Origin of the sequence: Parashewanella hymeniacidonis, assembly GCF_016900895.1 — a bacterium.
GTDB lineage: Bacteria > Pseudomonadota > Gammaproteobacteria > Enterobacterales > Shewanellaceae > Parashewanella > Parashewanella hymeniacidonis.
This window is the reverse complement of the sequence record NZ_JAFEUN010000013.1, coordinates 1-15,202: the sequence shown is the minus strand read 5'-3', so window position 1 is coordinate 15,202 and position 15,202 is coordinate 1. Positions and strand designations below refer to the sequence as shown.

The 15,202-nt window shown below is 40.8% G+C and carries 13 protein-coding genes; 2 read left to right on the top strand and 11 right to left on the bottom strand.

The window, feature by feature from the left end; translation table 11 throughout:
• Window positions 1-51 precede the first annotated feature (51 nt).
• The gene (locus tag JQC92_RS04455) at window positions 52-669 is read left to right on the top strand and encodes a CYTH domain-containing protein (protein ID WP_204998521.1); all 618 of its coding nucleotides are present in this window, start codon (window positions 52-54) and stop codon (window positions 667-669) included.
• Between the two features lie 34 nt (window positions 670-703).
• Here JQC92_RS04455 and JQC92_RS04450 read toward each other — a convergent pair whose 3' ends face one another.
• From JQC92_RS04450 to JQC92_RS04405, 10 genes are all read right to left on the bottom strand, one after another.
• Entirely contained in the window at window positions 704-1,372 is a 669-nt protein-coding gene (locus JQC92_RS04450) for a helix-turn-helix transcriptional regulator (protein WP_204998520.1), read from the bottom strand.
• Between the two features lie 154 nt (window positions 1,373-1,526).
• Window positions 1,527-2,336: an ion transporter gene (locus JQC92_RS04445; RefSeq protein WP_204998519.1), complete on the bottom strand. Its 810-nt coding sequence runs from the start codon at window positions 2,334-2,336 to the stop codon at window positions 1,527-1,529.
• Between the two features lie 29 nt (window positions 2,337-2,365).
• The gene (locus JQC92_RS04440; RefSeq protein WP_129945175.1) at window positions 2,366-2,701 is read right to left on the bottom strand and encodes a hypothetical protein; all 336 of its coding nucleotides are present in this window, start codon (window positions 2,699-2,701) and stop codon (window positions 2,366-2,368) included.
• Between the two features lie 108 nt (window positions 2,702-2,809).
• On the bottom strand, window positions 2,810-3,457 hold the full coding sequence (locus tag JQC92_RS04435; RefSeq protein WP_204998518.1) for a hypothetical protein: 648 nt from the start codon (window positions 3,455-3,457) through the stop codon (window positions 2,810-2,812).
• A gap of 28 nt (window positions 3,458-3,485) precedes the next feature.
• Complete coding sequence (locus JQC92_RS04430; RefSeq protein WP_204998517.1) at window positions 3,486-3,665, bottom strand: hypothetical protein; 180 nt, start codon at window positions 3,663-3,665, stop codon at window positions 3,486-3,488.
• Window positions 3,666-3,863: 198 nt separating this feature from the next.
• Window positions 3,864-4,553 carry a PspA/IM30 family protein gene (locus tag JQC92_RS04425; protein WP_129945173.1) on the bottom strand — a complete coding sequence of 230 codons (690 nt, stop codon included), beginning with the start codon at window positions 4,551-4,553 and terminating at the stop codon, window positions 3,864-3,866.
• A gap of 11 nt (window positions 4,554-4,564) precedes the next feature.
• Window positions 4,565-4,978 carry a YjfI family protein gene (locus tag JQC92_RS04420; RefSeq protein ID WP_204998516.1) on the bottom strand — a complete coding sequence of 138 codons (414 nt, stop codon included), beginning with the start codon at window positions 4,976-4,978 and terminating at the stop codon, window positions 4,565-4,567.
• Window positions 4,979-5,170: 192 nt separating this feature from the next.
• Window positions 5,171-6,895, bottom strand: a complete 1,725-nt coding sequence (locus JQC92_RS04415; RefSeq protein WP_204998515.1) for a polyamine aminopropyltransferase — start codon at window positions 6,893-6,895, stop codon at window positions 5,171-5,173.
• Window positions 6,896-6,902: 7 nt separating this feature from the next.
• On the bottom strand, window positions 6,903-7,802 hold the full coding sequence (locus JQC92_RS04410) for a DUF350 domain-containing protein (protein WP_204998514.1): 900 nt from the start codon (window positions 7,800-7,802) through the stop codon (window positions 6,903-6,905).
• Between the two features lie 9 nt (window positions 7,803-7,811).
• Complete coding sequence (locus JQC92_RS04405) at window positions 7,812-8,783, bottom strand: hypothetical protein (protein ID WP_204998513.1); 972 nt, start codon at window positions 8,781-8,783, stop codon at window positions 7,812-7,814.
• Between the two features lie 140 nt (window positions 8,784-8,923).
• Between JQC92_RS04405 and glnE the strand changes: the two genes are divergently transcribed.
• The gene (gene glnE / locus JQC92_RS04400) at window positions 8,924-11,782 is read left to right on the top strand and encodes a bifunctional [glutamate--ammonia ligase]-adenylyl-L-tyrosine phosphorylase/[glutamate--ammonia-ligase] adenylyltransferase (protein ID WP_204998512.1); all 2,859 of its coding nucleotides are present in this window, start codon (window positions 8,924-8,926) and stop codon (window positions 11,780-11,782) included.
• 620 nt (window positions 11,783-12,402) lie between these two features.
• On the opposite strand, the gene JQC92_RS04395 is transcribed toward glnE, so the two are convergent.
• Entirely contained in the window at window positions 12,403-14,982 is a 2,580-nt protein-coding gene (locus JQC92_RS04395; protein ID WP_204998511.1) for an MATE family efflux transporter, read from the bottom strand.
• Between the last annotated feature and the right edge of the window lie 220 nt (window positions 14,983-15,202).

The following is a 15,202-nucleotide window of genomic DNA, read 5'->3' as shown; positions in this document are numbered from 1 at the left end:
TGTCGTTAAGATGACAGAAAAAAGAATGTTTGATTACAATTTGTTCAAATTATGACTATTGAAACTGAAGTAAAACTACTGATAAATGAAAATGACGCTCAGCGTGCAGCAGACGTTATTCATAAAAAGCTCAATTCGAAGTATGTTGGCGTCAAACAACTAGTAAACCAATACTTTGACACCCGCTCATTGACGTTGAGAGCTTGGGATATGGGACTTCGCATTCGACAAGTGGATACACACAAAGAGCAAACATTGAAAACGGCAGGAAAAGTTGTAGGTGGATTGCATAAACGGCCAGAATTTAACGTAGATATCCCGTTTTCGTTTATCCATCCGCAATTGTCGCTTTTCCCTAGTGAGATTTGGCCAAGTGATGCCAATATTCAAACGACTCAAGCTGAACTGATCATGCTATTTGAAACTAATTTTTTACGAAAAAAATGGTATGTAGAATTTGAACAAAGTGAAATAGAGGTCGTATTAGATATCGGAAAAATCATTGCTAACGATAAAGAGAGTCCAATTTCAGAAGTTGAACTCGAACTGATTCGAGGTTCGGAAGAAGATCTTTTGTCTTTGTCTGAAGCGCTGAGCTCTTGGTTAGAGGTAAAAGCTGGTTCAGAGAGTAAAGCGAAAAGAGGCTATGATCTTCTCAAAGCGAGTTGATATAAGTTCAATAAAATGAAAATGGCATAACTTGTTATGCCATTTGTTTTACTAAATTAACACTTGCCCATCTCATCAGTTCCACTCTATTTCTTGAGTTTGTTTTTCTAAAGATAGAAGAAATATGTGCCTTCACCGTGTGTTCACTAATTTGTAATTTTTCTGCAATCTCTTTATTGCGAGCACCATTGAATGCAAGCTTGATGATAGTGATTTCTCTGGAGGTTAAGTTTCTAGGCAGCGGAACGTGTTTATTTGGTTGATTAAAGGTGATGATTCGATCTGAGCTTTTAATGAGCATTCTCACCGTTTCACTCAGTGACTGCCTATCAAACCATAATTCGCCCTTGAGCAGCTTAGTAAGACTCGACATGATCAGATCCATACTGATGTCACTGTAAAGTAAGCCTTGAACACCGAGTAAGATTGCTGCACTTTCAGAAATGGTATTACGCTCAGCTTGATACAAAGCAATGGGTAATTCATTAATCAGTTTGTGTGCTTCAATAGGGATACCATCTTGATCCAGTTGCATTCCTTTTTGCGGAATCAAACACAAAGCTTGATGATTGTTTGCAAATTCGGGGATTTCGGATGGATCATTGATTACAGTAACAGTAATGCCGAACGACTCAGCTAAAGCCGCCAAATAGCATGGTTCATCTGATTGATGTAGAAACAGTAATTCCTTTACTTGTTCCATTTCATTTGCTCCCTAAACGAAATACTTATTATTGATAATTCACTTTACTAATGAATTCTTATGCTTATAAATTAACCATTATGTTTATAAGCTAGCATAAAATATACATTTGTAAATGTGGATATAGGTATCTGTATGATTAAGAAGAAAAAAGCTATTTAAGTTGTTCTTTTAGGCTAGCTATTTCAGCTATCATTTGAGCTTGGTTGCGTTCCATTTGCTCTTGATTCGCTTCCATACGCTTTAAAGCTTGTTGCAGTTCAGACTTGATTTGCTCTTGATGTGCTTCTTGTTGTTCTTTGATTTTATTTTCATCGGGGGCAACAAAGATTGACGCCATATAACCAGAAACCACACCAAAAAAACTCACACCAGAAATGATAACTAGACCACCAATGATATGACCTACTGTAGTCACAGGGTAATAATCACCATAGCCTACGGTGGAAATTGTGACTAATGCCCACCAAATTGCTTGTTCCGCAGTATGAATATTGGCACCTTTTGCGCCACTTTCAACCAACAAAATGACAACGGATGCTATCGCAAGAATGGTAACCACAGCCACTAGGAGACTGGCCATCGTCGCTTCTCTTTTCTGTTTTACTAGAGGGAGCAAGATAGAACGGCTGGCACGAATTAAACGAACTACCCTTAAAATTTGAAAGATCCGTGCGACTCGAAGTGGTTCAACAGCAGGCACACTGGCGATGAGATCTATCCAGTGTTGTTTAAAATAACGTCGTTTGCTGTCTGCACGAAAAAAACCATAGAAAAAATTAGTGATAAAAATGAGACAGATACCTGTATCAATTAACATCAGTAATTTATGGGTTTGTGGATCTAACTTTCCAAAGGTGAGTGTGAGCATAATGATCACAGCAATGAGGGATAACAGCATCATTGCTAATTCAAATGGAGAAGGCCCCTCAAATTTATCTTCGAGCCATTTCTTATTGATCATTACTCAAGTCCTTTGGAGCTGTGCTTAGGTTATGCGTTTTCGTCAGATACGAAATTCACTAAATCGTCGAGTACGCGCTTTTTGATTTCCAGTTGCGAATCAGATTCTAAACCGTACTTCTCAGCGAGAATAACATAATCATTAGGACTAAGTGATACTGTTAGGCGAGGACGTTTAGGTCGTTTAGACACAGATAAACCGAGAATCGTCCGAATTTGATCTGAAGGGCTAACTCCAGCATCAAGGGCCGCTTTTCGGATGGAATATTGGAAGTGTTCGTCTAAATCAAAAGCAACTTGTGTTGCTTTAGCTGCTATTTGGTTTTGTTGCCATTGCTCTGGCAAACTGTTTTTGGTTTTACTCATATTTGGAAAGCGCTACCTATGCCTGAATAATGTTGATCAGTTTATGTCATATTCTGTCAATTTTACCAAAAAACAGTACTTATGCCAGAAAGAGATGCTCCCTCGTTTTTATATCGGCCAATATTCACGAATATCTGTGACTGGACGATAAAGCACTAGGCTTACTTCGGTTTCCCCACCTTCATAGACTTCAATATCTAATGCATAACTTTCTGTGTCATCCATCAGTTGATAGCTTTCAAAAGGATCACCTTGGTTTTCATTTTCAGATTGAGAAGGACGACTTTTTCGATAATCTTTAGGATGATAATAGCCGAAATCAGCAAAAGAGGTTTGACGATAGTGTTGTCCAAGCCACTGACTGAGTTCCTTAATTGGATGATTTTCGATAACCGAAAGTTCAGCTTCGCCAGGCTCTTCAAATATTTGACTAAAGCTTTCCATATCAAACAGCTGCTCAACCTTGTCACGTGACACTTTTATTGAAAGTGCTAAATACACTTCGTCATCTTTATCTAGGGTAAGAAAGATAGCTTGATTATCAATGCCTTTCAGCTGCCATTCTGTGACACGGCGATGTTCGTATTCGTAAGTATTAACGGCTTCAACTTTAAGTTGCTTACCTTTGAGCTGCGAAGGTAATGCAAAGCTGTCGTCAAGTGTGATCATATCACCAATGATAAGATCGTCAGGTTGAGTTAACTCACGTGAAGTTACTTCTTCTGTTTTTGAAAACAATGATTTGAAAAATCCCATCGTAAGTTCACTCCTGAAATGAATAGTATTAAGTATTGGGGGTTGTTTTTGTACTCAATACTGAGTTGTTAACTTTTGATTGATAAAAGAAAAAGCTTGGAACAGCAAGCATCATGAAACCACAAAGTGCACATAGATAATTGCCATCTTTTATTCCCAAAATGATGCCCAATAAGGCGATCACTAAAATAAATAATTGTGTAAACAATTTCAAACTCCATTTACGAAACTGAAAAATAAAACAGCGACTTAATGCAGGATGGTTGGGAGACGGCCTGCATAAGTCGCAAAAACCAATCCAATAACCAGTGGAAGAGTTAAAAGTTGGTATAGGGTGAGGGAGATTCGGCAAGAGATAATGAACGGCCTCTTACCTTGCTTTCCCTCAAGAGCAATGGATTTGGTGTTAACCTTTTTTGGCTTTCAATCTATCTAGAACGGCACTGGCATCAGATTTCTTTTCACTAATACCCGCTTCAGCTAACTTAGCTTGTAAAGACTTATCACTGTTTTCATCTTCAAGTGTTTCTGAAGCTTTTAGCTTGTCGTCAAACTGTTGCTGACGCGCTTTGATGCGCTCTAATGAATCTTTAGCGTTCATCAGCTTCGAGTTGCTAGACGCAAAAGAATCTGTGATAGTCGCTGTCGCTTTTTGTACGCTTTCAGTGGTTTTCACCATGCTAAGCTGACGTTGATAATCAGAAAGCTGTCTTTCAGTTTTCTTCACTAACTCTTTTAAGCGTGCAGCATGCTGGTTATAACTGTCATTTGCTGATTGCTGCTCAGACAATTCTTGATCAAGCTGTGCAATTTTTTCAGCTACTTCAAGTGCGAGCTCTTCATTTCCTTGCTCAAGTGCTTGAGTTGCATAACCTTCATGCTCTTCAACGCTACGTTTTAGGCGTTCAATTTCACGGCTGGCTTGCATTTCTTTTGCCATGACGTCCGTTAGCTCACGCTTAGCGTTCGTTAAGTGTTTCTTCGCATCACGAATTTCTTGCTCGAAAATACGGGTTGAGTTCGCATCTACGATGCTTTCACCGATTTCAGTAGCGCCGCCACGAAATGCGGTTAGGATTTTATTTAAAATGCCCATGGTATTACTCCTTATTTCAGATAGGCGACCATTTCGTCGATGACTTCAATACAGTTGTCGGATAAAACCGCCACTTCTTGTTCAATTTCGTTCATGCTTGAGTTGAGTGATAATGCTCCGTACACCACGTATTTTTCGTCAACTTTAGCAAATGCTGACAGTGGCATTGGGATATTCAATTCAAGCATGGTTTGGAACATTTCTGTTCGTTTTTCTAGGACGACTTCACTCTCATCCCACAGGTAACTGATGCACAACACTTGGTTCTCTGTTACCGAAATAAACACCGGAATTTCTTCTCGGTCTACTACGTTTACTTGTAGTACTTCAACTTCACCGTCAATCGGTATGCAATCAAAAGTAAAACCAGTTTGCCCTTGATCGCCAAGTCCATTTAAATAATTCGCAATCGTGTGAATGTTCATGTTTATCCTTGTTGACATATTATGTCTTGAGTTCAACTTTAGCAACTAGACATAATATGTCAAGCGCTTTTTTTTGATTCTTTTATTTTTTCTTTTGTCATCCCATAAAAGGCAGGAAATGACGTCACGACAGTTTAGTTTGTCGGCAGCCTCAGTGTATTTTTGGTCGAAATACAATCACTGACATGACCATTAATTAAATACATCAACATCTTGCTCCTGTGCCCACGCTTTTTGGTGGTATCGATAGAGCTGCAATGACCCTAAAACATTAGGCTTAACATTATTAGCATTTTGATAGAAGTTCCCCGGAAATTCAAAAGCAGCACGTGCTAAAGACGGTGTTAACCATTCTTCTTTTATAGGGAATTGCTTTACTTGTTCCAGTCTAGTTTTAGGTTTTTTCCCGCTCAAGGTTGCAATCGTCCAACCCCATTCACCAAAGCTCGGCACGTTGTGGTGATATTGCTGAACCTGAAACCCTGTAGAAGACAACGTTTTACCTATAGAAATAAAGGCGTTTTTTGCATGGTAGGGTGAGGTTGATTGTATATTAATCGCACCGTCAGCACTGAGAAGCTCTTTAAGCTTGCGATAGAACACATCAGAATACAGCTTATTTAAATCTGGATGGCTTGGATCAGGTAGATCAACAATGATGGTGTCATATTTCTTTTGGCTTTTAATTAATTTATCGACACCATTGAAGGCATCATCAAACATCAGTTTCAAACGAGAGTCGTTTAGCGCATCACCGTTTAATTGGCGTAGAGCTTTACTTAATTCAGTTGGCATTGCGGCGGTATTGCTGGCAAATAACTTAATTAACTCACCATCTAAGTCCATTAATGTAACGTGTTTGGGGTTCCATTTTAAAACTTGCTTTAGACCCAGGCCATCACCACCGCCAATGATCAAAATATTATCGTGTCTTGGGCTGATAGCCATGACAGGGTCGACCAAAAACGAGTGATAAATATGTTCATCTTCACTGGAAAATTGCAAACGACCATTGATGTACATCGAGTAAACAGGTTCAAGACCGCTTCCTCGAAGGCGTTCAGTAAACGTCAATTGCTGAAACCGAGTCGCTTGGCTGTGAACGACTTTGTCTTTATATAATAAATTATTAAAACCTTGTTGCCAGTCGGGGCCAAAAGTCGCTAACGCGAGCAATAGAAAGCTGGCTAAAACGTGCCCAACAACTAATAAAGAAAAGTGTTTAATACGATCACGGAAACGGAATAAAAACACAAAGCCTGCAATTAAATTAGCACTGGCGGTTAAGGTTGCTGCGAGCTCAATGTCCATTGCGAGCATAAAGCCAACCCAAATAGCGGCACCAGCTCCTGCACCAATATAGTCGGCACCATAAATGGTTCCGGCGTTATGCAGTAAATGCTCTTCAGACAGCGATTGTCTGACTCGAGCAATCAGTGGGATCTCCATGCCTATCATTAAACCAAGAATCGTTCCCCATACATAAGGAAGATACTTGACCATGGCCTGCATAGTTTGAATGCTGCCACCATCGGGTAGTTGATCGGGCGGTAAATTAAACGTAGTAGCAATAATTTGCGGAAACTCAGAGGTGAAACCGATAACCGCTGCAGTGATCAAAATGGCACTCGAACCACAGATGGCCACAATTAATTCAAGCGTTGCAAAACCCGTAAAAGCATCTTTAATTTTACGGGCCGCAAATGCGCCTAACCCCATTGAGACAATCATAATGCCTATCATGGTGTAAATTGCGGCTTCAAGTGCACCTAAAATACGACCTGCATAATGGGAAAGCAGGTATTCGTATATCAGACCACAAGCAGCAAGAACGCCCATGATCAGCAGTAACAACATATCATCAATTCGAGACAATGATTGTCTCGAATTTGATGAAATACTCACAGTTTGTGTCATAGTTTGCTTATGCCATTAATGCCGTAAGAATTAATGCAACAGAAATACTGATCGCCATTTCAATCGAAGCTAAACCAACATTATGTTGTTGTTCAACTTCAACGGTACGATTGATTTTCGAAAGTACTACCGATTTTACAATGCCTTGTAAGACCGACAATACAATCAACATCACAATAGAAAAGACTAACCAAGCGATGAGGTTACTGACATATGCGTGAGGTAAAAATTCGATAAAGTGGCTTGCAGCGTTAAAGCTTAATCCCATCGCAATCATATAACCAACATGCCTAACAGCGAGAGCGACATTGCCTTGCCGAAGTGCTTTTTGGAATGAGTTGCCTTGATTGCGTTTTGCAAAGCTGTATTCACGCCAGCGAGTCAGCAGTACTAACATTAATTGCGAGATAATAAAGCTACTAAAGATAGCAATAAAGGTCACAAGTGTTAGGTCTTCTGCCCATAATAACGTAGCACGAATGATGATAGCCGTAGCAATAGAGGCGCCCGCATCTACAATTGCGACTGACACATTTCCGCCTAAAATACTTTCGGTTTTATTAAACTCATTCAGTGCAACTTTGTCATGCAATAGACGCCCAAGCTTGATTAAAATGATGCCACAAACACCATAAGCGGTTAAACCAATTGCTTCGGTTGAGAAGTTATGAGCCGCTTCGCCGGTAATGGCTCCAGTTAATACAATACCCAAAGCAGCGATGGCACCAGCGGTACTGACACCAAAAGCGAAATTATCTTTTTCAGCGAGTTCATGGTTGCTGTTGACTTTTGCACTCCAACCTAATAAATAGCGCATTAATGTCAGCAGCAACATCGCAATGCCAAGATCAATCAATAGGATGATCAGTAAATCTTGTGTGAGGCCATATTCCTGTAGTGAAAACATAATCTTTCCTTACTTACCGCGGCGAACGCCACGTGATGTTCTGCTTGATGAATTTCGGAAACCGCTGCTAGTGCTTTTTGCGCTGTTTGAATAATTAGAGCGGAATTTACTGCCTGAACTTTTAAAGGACTTTTGTGCAGCTTGACTTGAGCGACTTAAACTACTCGAACCAGTTCGAGTCTTCGCGTAGGGACTTTTAAACTGACGGCCTTGATTATTAAAACGCTTTTTAGTGTTTTGATATAACTTGTCTTGGCGCTTATGCTGTTTGGGTGATGTGTAGCGGTTACGTCCGTAATCACCGTAATAACTGTAACCACGGCGGCTTGACCAGTTGTTATAATAAATTGGGCGATGAAACAAGTTAGAGAACATGGAGTACATGCCATACCACGCCCAAAATGATGTACCACTGCTGTTAGTTTGCCAGCTACCATAAGACGGATTACCGACCAGTTGACTGCCAGCACCAAAGTCTTCTGAGCCATTAGCAAGTAATTCAGAAGCTTTACTCATGGCATTAATGCGAGCTAAAGCTCCGTCTGACATATCGGCAATAGCATTTAACGGATCAGACAGCATGTCGTTATATAAGCTTGGGTCCGCTGCCTGATAGATATTCTCGACTTCATTCAGTTGGGCATCTAAGTCGATGAAATTACTCGCTTCGCGAGAATCTTGCATTCGACGTTTTAACCCCTGATAGATAGGGCCTTCGGTAGTTGCATCAAGAGAGAGTTGTTCAAGCAGCGGCGAAAGTTCAGGTCTTTTCGTTTCTAAAACTTCCGCATACTGTTTTAACAGCACTGCATTACGAATTTTTCCGCTGTTTATCTCTGATGCGAGAGCATCAATGCGATTGGCGGCTAATTGTTGATATTGAGCAATTTTGTCGGGTCTATCATCGCCACAGCCTGACAATCCAATGATGGAAAGTAACAGAAGGCTAGATAAGAGCACCCGTTTTAGCATTCCTGCCATATGAGCTCCAAAATATAATCAGTATTAAACACTGAATTTGCTTATTGCTAATGGCCTTTTTTAAGATTGACCATTAGGATCAAAAGATAGATATATCACCAATGACATAATATGTCGAATAAAAGGTGTTACCAAAGATTATGACCTCTGAAGTTAACGCAAACAAGCCTTTATCAAAAGATGTAAAGCAACTAGCAGCTGCTCGTTTGGAAGAGCTAAGTCAGAAAGCACCTGATGTGCTTGCTTCAATGTCTTCTGAACAGCGATATCAGCTTGAAGCCGTGCTAGGCTTGAGTGATTTCGTCTATGGTCAGTTGTCCCGACATCCACAGTGGATACCGGCCATTGTGAATGAAGTTTTAGAAGATGATCGCTGTTTATTTTATCGAGGCATTCTGCAAAAAAAATTATCTGAGATTACCGATATTGAGCAAGCTAAAAAAACATTACGAAACTTTCGTAATCGACATATGGTGTCTATTGCTTGGCGAGATTTTTTAAATGTCGGTGATGTGAAGCAATCGTTAGTGGACCTTTCTACATTAGCGGAAGTAACGATTTTAGTAACGAGAGATTGGCTATTTGATCTGCTTTGCAACCGCTATGGCACGCCAGTTAACTCAGATGGTGAAACACAAAAACTCGTGATTATTGGTATGGGAAAACTTGGTGGTGGGGAACTGAACTTTTCTTCTGATATTGATTTGATTTTTGCATTCCCTGAAGCAGGCTTCACTCAGGGCGGTCGAAAACAGCTCGATAATCAACAGTTTTTCACCAAGATGGGACAAAAATTGATTGCGCTATTAGATCAAGTCACTGTTGATGGGTTTGTCTATCGAGTTGATATGCGGTTACGACCTTACGGTGATAGTGGTCCTTTAGTCTTTAGCTTCAATGCACTTGAGCATTACTATCAAGATCAGGGACGTGAATGGGAACGGTACGCCATGGTGAAGGGGCGGATTCTTGGGCCTCACTGTCCTGAGCGAACTGAAATTATCAAGTTATTACGACCGTTTAACTATCGCCGTTATATCGACTACACCACGATTGATTCGTTGCGTAAGATGAAGAACATGATTTCTCAAGAAGTGAGACGCCGTAATCTGATCGATAACATTAAATTAGGTGCTGGTGGTATCCGTGAAATTGAATTTATTGTACAGCACTATCAATTGATTCATGGTGGACGACAAGCGGATCTTCGTCAGCAGGGCATCTATGCGTCCATGGAAAGCATCTTTCATCAAGGCTTGATGGACTTCAACGATGTGGTAGAGCTTAGGAACAATTATACCTTTTTAAGAAAGCTCGAAAATTTATTACAAGCGATTGATGACAAGCAAACTCAAACCTTACCTGAGCACGAATTAGATTGGCAGCGTATTTGTTGGTCAATGCAAATGGATAATGAAGCCGAATTAAGAAAACAACTTCAGCAAGTCATGAAGTCAGTTAATGAACAGTTCAAACTTTCGATTGGTGGTGAGCAAGATGGAGAGGACCACATTACTTGGGCTGAACATCTATGGGACGAAGCACAATCTGATGTCGGTGAGTTTGTCTGGATTAACCAGCACCAAAAACAATCTGAATTTGTTTCCGTGCTTTATAAGTGGCGCAGTGAGGTGCTTAAGCGCCCTATTGGGCCTAAAGGGCAAGATAAACTCGATAAGCTGATGCCATTTATCATTGCTGAAGTTGCCGAGCACACAGATCCCACTTTCGTGTTAAAACCTGTAGGTAAGGTACTTGAGCAAATTGTGTGTCGAACGACTTACCTTGAATTGCTTTATGAAAATCCGGGGGCTCGTCAACAGCTCGTCCGTCTTTGTGCTGCGAGTCCATGGATTGCCGAGCAATTAGCGCATTTCCCAATGTTACTGGATGAGTTGATTGATCCCGTTCAACTTTATAACACTACTGACTTTGAAGACTATACCAGCGAAGCACATCAATACAGTTTACGAGTTCCAGAAGACGACATGGAACAGCAAATGGAGGCCATGCGTCAATTTAAGCTCACTCAACAATTAAAAATTGCTGCGGCAGACATTACCGGAGTTTTGCCTATTACTGAGGTCAGCGATCACTTAACGTGTTTAGCTGAAGCAATAATTGCTCAAGTAGTGAATCAGGCGTGGCAGCAGATCACGGTGCGATATGGCAAGCCAAGTTATCTAAATAACAATGAAAAGGGCTTTGCTGTAATTGGGTATGGCAAGCTTGGAGGACGAGAGCTTGGCTATGCTTCAGATTTGGATCTGGTGTTCTTGCATGGCAATAAAGAAGACTTTGCACAGACAGACGGCAAGAAGCCCATCGACTGCAATCGTTTTTATATTAAGTTAGCGCAGCGAATCATTCATTTGTTTTCGACTCGAACCAATTCAGGGGAGTTGTATGAAGTGGATATGCGTCTTAGACCATCAGGTGCCTCTGGTCTACTCGTGAGTGAGCTTGAGAGTTTTGGGCGATATCAACAACACGCTAAAACTTGGGAGCAACAATCATTAGTGCGTGCAAGAAAAGTATATGGTGATGTGGAGTTAGGCCAGAAATTCATTGATATACGGCATCAAGTATTAACCAAAGCCAGGCATTTAAAAGCCCTGGTGACTGATGTGCGTGAGATGCGAGCCAAAATGACAGAACATTTGTTAACGGCGAAGGCCGGTGAATTCGATTTAAAGCACAGTTCAGGTGGGATTGTTGATATTGAATTTCTGTCGCAGTATCTAGTGTTAGCCTATGCCAATCATAATCCTGAAGTGACGAAATGGACAGATAATATCAATATCTTATCAACACTTTCTGATCATGAAATGATTGAATCTAAGCTGGTAAATAAGCTAGTTAAGAGCTATGAATTTTTTAGAAATTTATCTCACAAACGTTCGTTGTTAAGTTTAGACAATAAGGTTGCTTCTACTGAGGAGATCGAATACTACGCTGAGTTTGTGCAGCAGGCATTCACTCAATTTTTAGAAACGTAAGTGCTTGACGATATTTTTTTAAAGGACTTACCGTCAGGTACTTAGCTTTGTAAAATGATGGTTGGCGCCAATAATTTAAGCGCCAACGTCAATATCATGTTTTATCGTTGTTGGGCGTTTTTTGGTTAAGAGCTCTCTTTTCGGGTGATTTCCAAAAACCTTGAGCCCCCAGCTTATGCCAAGCCCACTTTATCCAGTTGAGGCAAGAAAAGCATAACCACAACACCCATATCAGCATGATCAGTTTGTACCAAATGTTTGAAATAGAAACGATCTCAACCTGTGGTAATTCACCCGTTGATTGATCCAAAAACCAGGATAGAGGTTGGTCGCTGCCAGCATAAGTCATGATGCCCATGTTGGGAGAACCCAACAAACTGAGTGGAATAATGGCAATTAAATTGAGTATATACCCATGATACTTGAAGATGCATGTTTCAGGACTTTTTCAGCGCCAATTCTTTGAGGCGCATTAGCGAAGGAATATCGGGATTCTTTCAAGCTAATGTAACAAAGAAGAATTGGCGCTGAGAAGTCCACGCAGTGCGAGTTGCACAGCTTGTTACTCTTCGTTGCCAGTGCTAACAATAGTCCACTATTGCCGCACACCGTCGTCTTGATTAACAAGTTGTGCATTCTCGCTGAAATCGAGCATCTTCAGGTATCATGGGTATAACAATGGCACTCAAGCCAAATAACAGTAATTGAGTGAGATTAAACCATGAACGAGACAACGTTTGTGGGCGGTATTGGCTAGCAGACAGGGCCGCAAACCAGACGAAAAGCAAAATTAAGAAACCCCAGTTATTCAGGCTTAACCCTAAGCCGAGAATTATCCATGCTAAAGTAGATAGTGGTGAGAACGGTATCCGAGTCAGTACGAGAGCGACTAAAATAAATGCTAACAACTCCCCCCAATACAAAACCGCAGGGCCAAGCGTTGGGCCATCAGCCCACAGTATCCATCGACTAGACCCAACATTGAGGCGTGTTTCAATATTGCTGACGGGGGCATTCAGATTGACTGCAGGTGATGTTAACCATGGGTCAATGGAGGCTGATGAGCGTAACGTTATACGGTAGCGATGCTCTTTAGGCGAGATAGGCAAAGTAAGCTTGCCTTGCTCAGTTTGAATATTGATCAACGTATTATCATGCTTAACCTGTTTAAGCTCAAAATCTTGGGGTAAAGCAATCGTATGTTCGCCACCTTGTGTACTTCGATACGCAAAGTCGAGTGTTAAGGTACTACTGCGTAGACCCTGATCCAATATTTGCTTCACTGAGTCGATAGCGAGCGTTCCTCCTTTTATGGCCTGAGGTCGTTCAATTGATACGGTCAAGATTTCATCGGGTAGAGGATAAAAGTGATACTGATAGTAGTCACTGTTGTCTTGTTGTTCGATGACATTAGGTAAGCCAGTAAACGCAGCATGATAAGTTGGTGTTATGATAAAAGACCAATGTTCGACAAAGCCTGAATTGGCTTTAGCATTCAGTTTGATTTCATGGCTTCTATCAATTTTTGAGCGCCAAAATATACGGTTTGTTCCTGCTGGAATGTTCACTTTCGTTTGATGGTGTTCAACGTTAATACCTTCAGAAAGTACTCGCTCGGTTACGATTAAGGGTACTGAGAGGTTTATCGAACCCGAAGTTGGTGCTACTCGCTCGATACTGGTAAAAACAGTCCATTCATTATCGAGCATGAAACGTCTATGAATTTTAACTAAGGGTTTAATGGCAAAGCGAGATTGCTGAGATTGATGTTGTTTTGGTGAAACCGCAGTAAATTCAAGCGTATTACTCACTAAACGGTTATCCAGAGTGCCAACAATTTGCCAATTGTCATCTTTAATAACTTTAACGTTCAATGGCTTATCAATAAAGCGAAGCTGAAACGATTCCATTGCGGTAATGGTGCCGATTAATTTAACGTCAGTAATGCCGGGTTTTATGGGCAAGTAAGTCTTACCTTCCTTTCTGGTCAACAAATTCGAGCTCTTTCCATTGAGATCTACACCTTGAACAAACCAAAATGGTGAACTTGGGATAGCAACCGCAGAGTCATGTGCTGCATGAACTTCAAGCGTTAACGTCAATTGCTGCTTATGTGCTTCTACCTGTAAGTGGTTAATTGAAGCACAACGTGGTGCACAATCGGGATCTTGGATGAGCTTGGTATGCAATTCGTCTAACATCCATTTTTCAGGGAGATCTTGAGCTTCGGAGGTTGTTGGTGCTAATGACAGTAAACTCACAGATAGTACGATGGCGAGTATTGAGCTAGCTTCAGAAGCTTTAAACTGTGTTTGACTCTTTAGTGTTCTAATGAAGAGTAGAGACTCCTTACGTAGTAAAACGGCAAGCCAAATTAAGGCCATAATAATCCCGGCTAATTTAACCGCAAGGTAACTGTAACCCGTCAAAATATATAGATTGAAAGTCTGCCCCTCAGCCACATTGCTTTGCCAATTGATAGTATGTTGTTTCCATCGCCAGTTTGGTACCCCCATTCCAGCTTGAATTTGAGTGTCCGCTTGATAACGCTCGAGCATATCAACTTGTTTGATACGGCTTCCTGTTACTTGAACTCTTTCTACATTGTCGGCCATAGGACGGGCTTTTAATGCTGCTGCGTTACGTCTTTCTTTAGTGTATTGCTCAGACTGGGTTTGTTTTATTGCATGGCTTGTAAGCGATGACACATGTTGTAATTTCACGTTATGCGAATGGGTGATTTGTGGATAAATCGTCGATTTAAGCTGTATTGCACTGAAATACAGTAAGGATATAAATACGATCGCAGAACTGAATATCCAGTAATTGCGGCTGATAGATTGCAGTTTTTCAAAAGGCTGGAAACGATGGATTGCTGATGCAATAATAAAGTTGATGATCGATACAATCGGTGCTGCTTGATCATGGAATATGAGCAATAACAGCACAAAAGTGATCATAGCTTCTGACTTCCCTATGACTTTCCAAGTCATAACCGTACAAATCAGTACTAAAAAACTCACCCAAATTGTCCATTTTCCTAACCAACTGCCACTGGCATGATCAACACCAAAGACAGCCAATAACATAGTGGCTGGTGGTAAATGAAGTTGGATATCGACGCGATCAAAATTGTCTTGCCAACCAGTAACAGGGATTGTCGAATCTTTTGTGAGTTGCCCTTGAGCTTGAATATTCACTTTAGGGTAACGAGTTTCGATACCTTTATGTTTATTAAATTGGGTTACGAGTATCGGGCCGTCATTATCCTTTGCTGAGCTCAGTAAATAGTCGGCTATGAAAAAAATCTAACATTATGATCGCTAATACAATATAGCTCTTTGATACATTCAATTTCGACCAGAAATGATATAGTGAACCTACGGTTTCTGGTCGTTTTTGGTGCTAAAAATGCTCTCC

Coding starts and splice junctions, on each gene's coding strand:
- JQC92_RS04455 (WP_204998521.1), top strand. CDS start 52: ATGACTATTGAAACTGAAGTAAAACTACTGATAAATGAAAATGACGCT.
- JQC92_RS04410 (WP_204998514.1), bottom strand. CDS start 7,802: ATGTTTTCACTACAGGAATATGGCCTCACACAAGATTTACTGATCATC.
- JQC92_RS04425 (WP_129945173.1), bottom strand. CDS start 4,553: ATGGGCATTTTAAATAAAATCCTAACCGCATTTCGTGGCGGCGCTACT.
- JQC92_RS04440 (WP_129945175.1), bottom strand. CDS start 2,701: ATGAGTAAAACCAAAAACAGTTTGCCAGAGCAATGGCAACAAAACCAA.
- JQC92_RS04435 (WP_204998518.1), bottom strand. CDS start 3,457: ATGGGATTTTTCAAATCATTGTTTTCAAAAACAGAAGAAGTAACTTCA.
- glnE (WP_204998512.1), top strand. CDS start 8,924: ATGACCTCTGAAGTTAACGCAAACAAGCCTTTATCAAAAGATGTAAAG.
- JQC92_RS04405 (WP_204998513.1), bottom strand. CDS start 8,783: ATGGCAGGAATGCTAAAACGGGTGCTCTTATCTAGCCTTCTGTTACTT.
- JQC92_RS04415 (WP_204998515.1), bottom strand. CDS start 6,895: ATGACACAAACTGTGAGTATTTCATCAAATTCGAGACAATCATTGTCT.
- JQC92_RS04420 (WP_204998516.1), bottom strand. CDS start 4,978: ATGAACATTCACACGATTGCGAATTATTTAAATGGACTTGGCGATCAA.
- JQC92_RS04445 (WP_204998519.1), bottom strand. CDS start 2,336: ATGATCAATAAGAAATGGCTCGAAGATAAATTTGAGGGGCCTTCTCCA.
- JQC92_RS04450 (WP_204998520.1), bottom strand. CDS start 1,372: ATGGAACAAGTAAAGGAATTACTGTTTCTACATCAATCAGATGAACCA.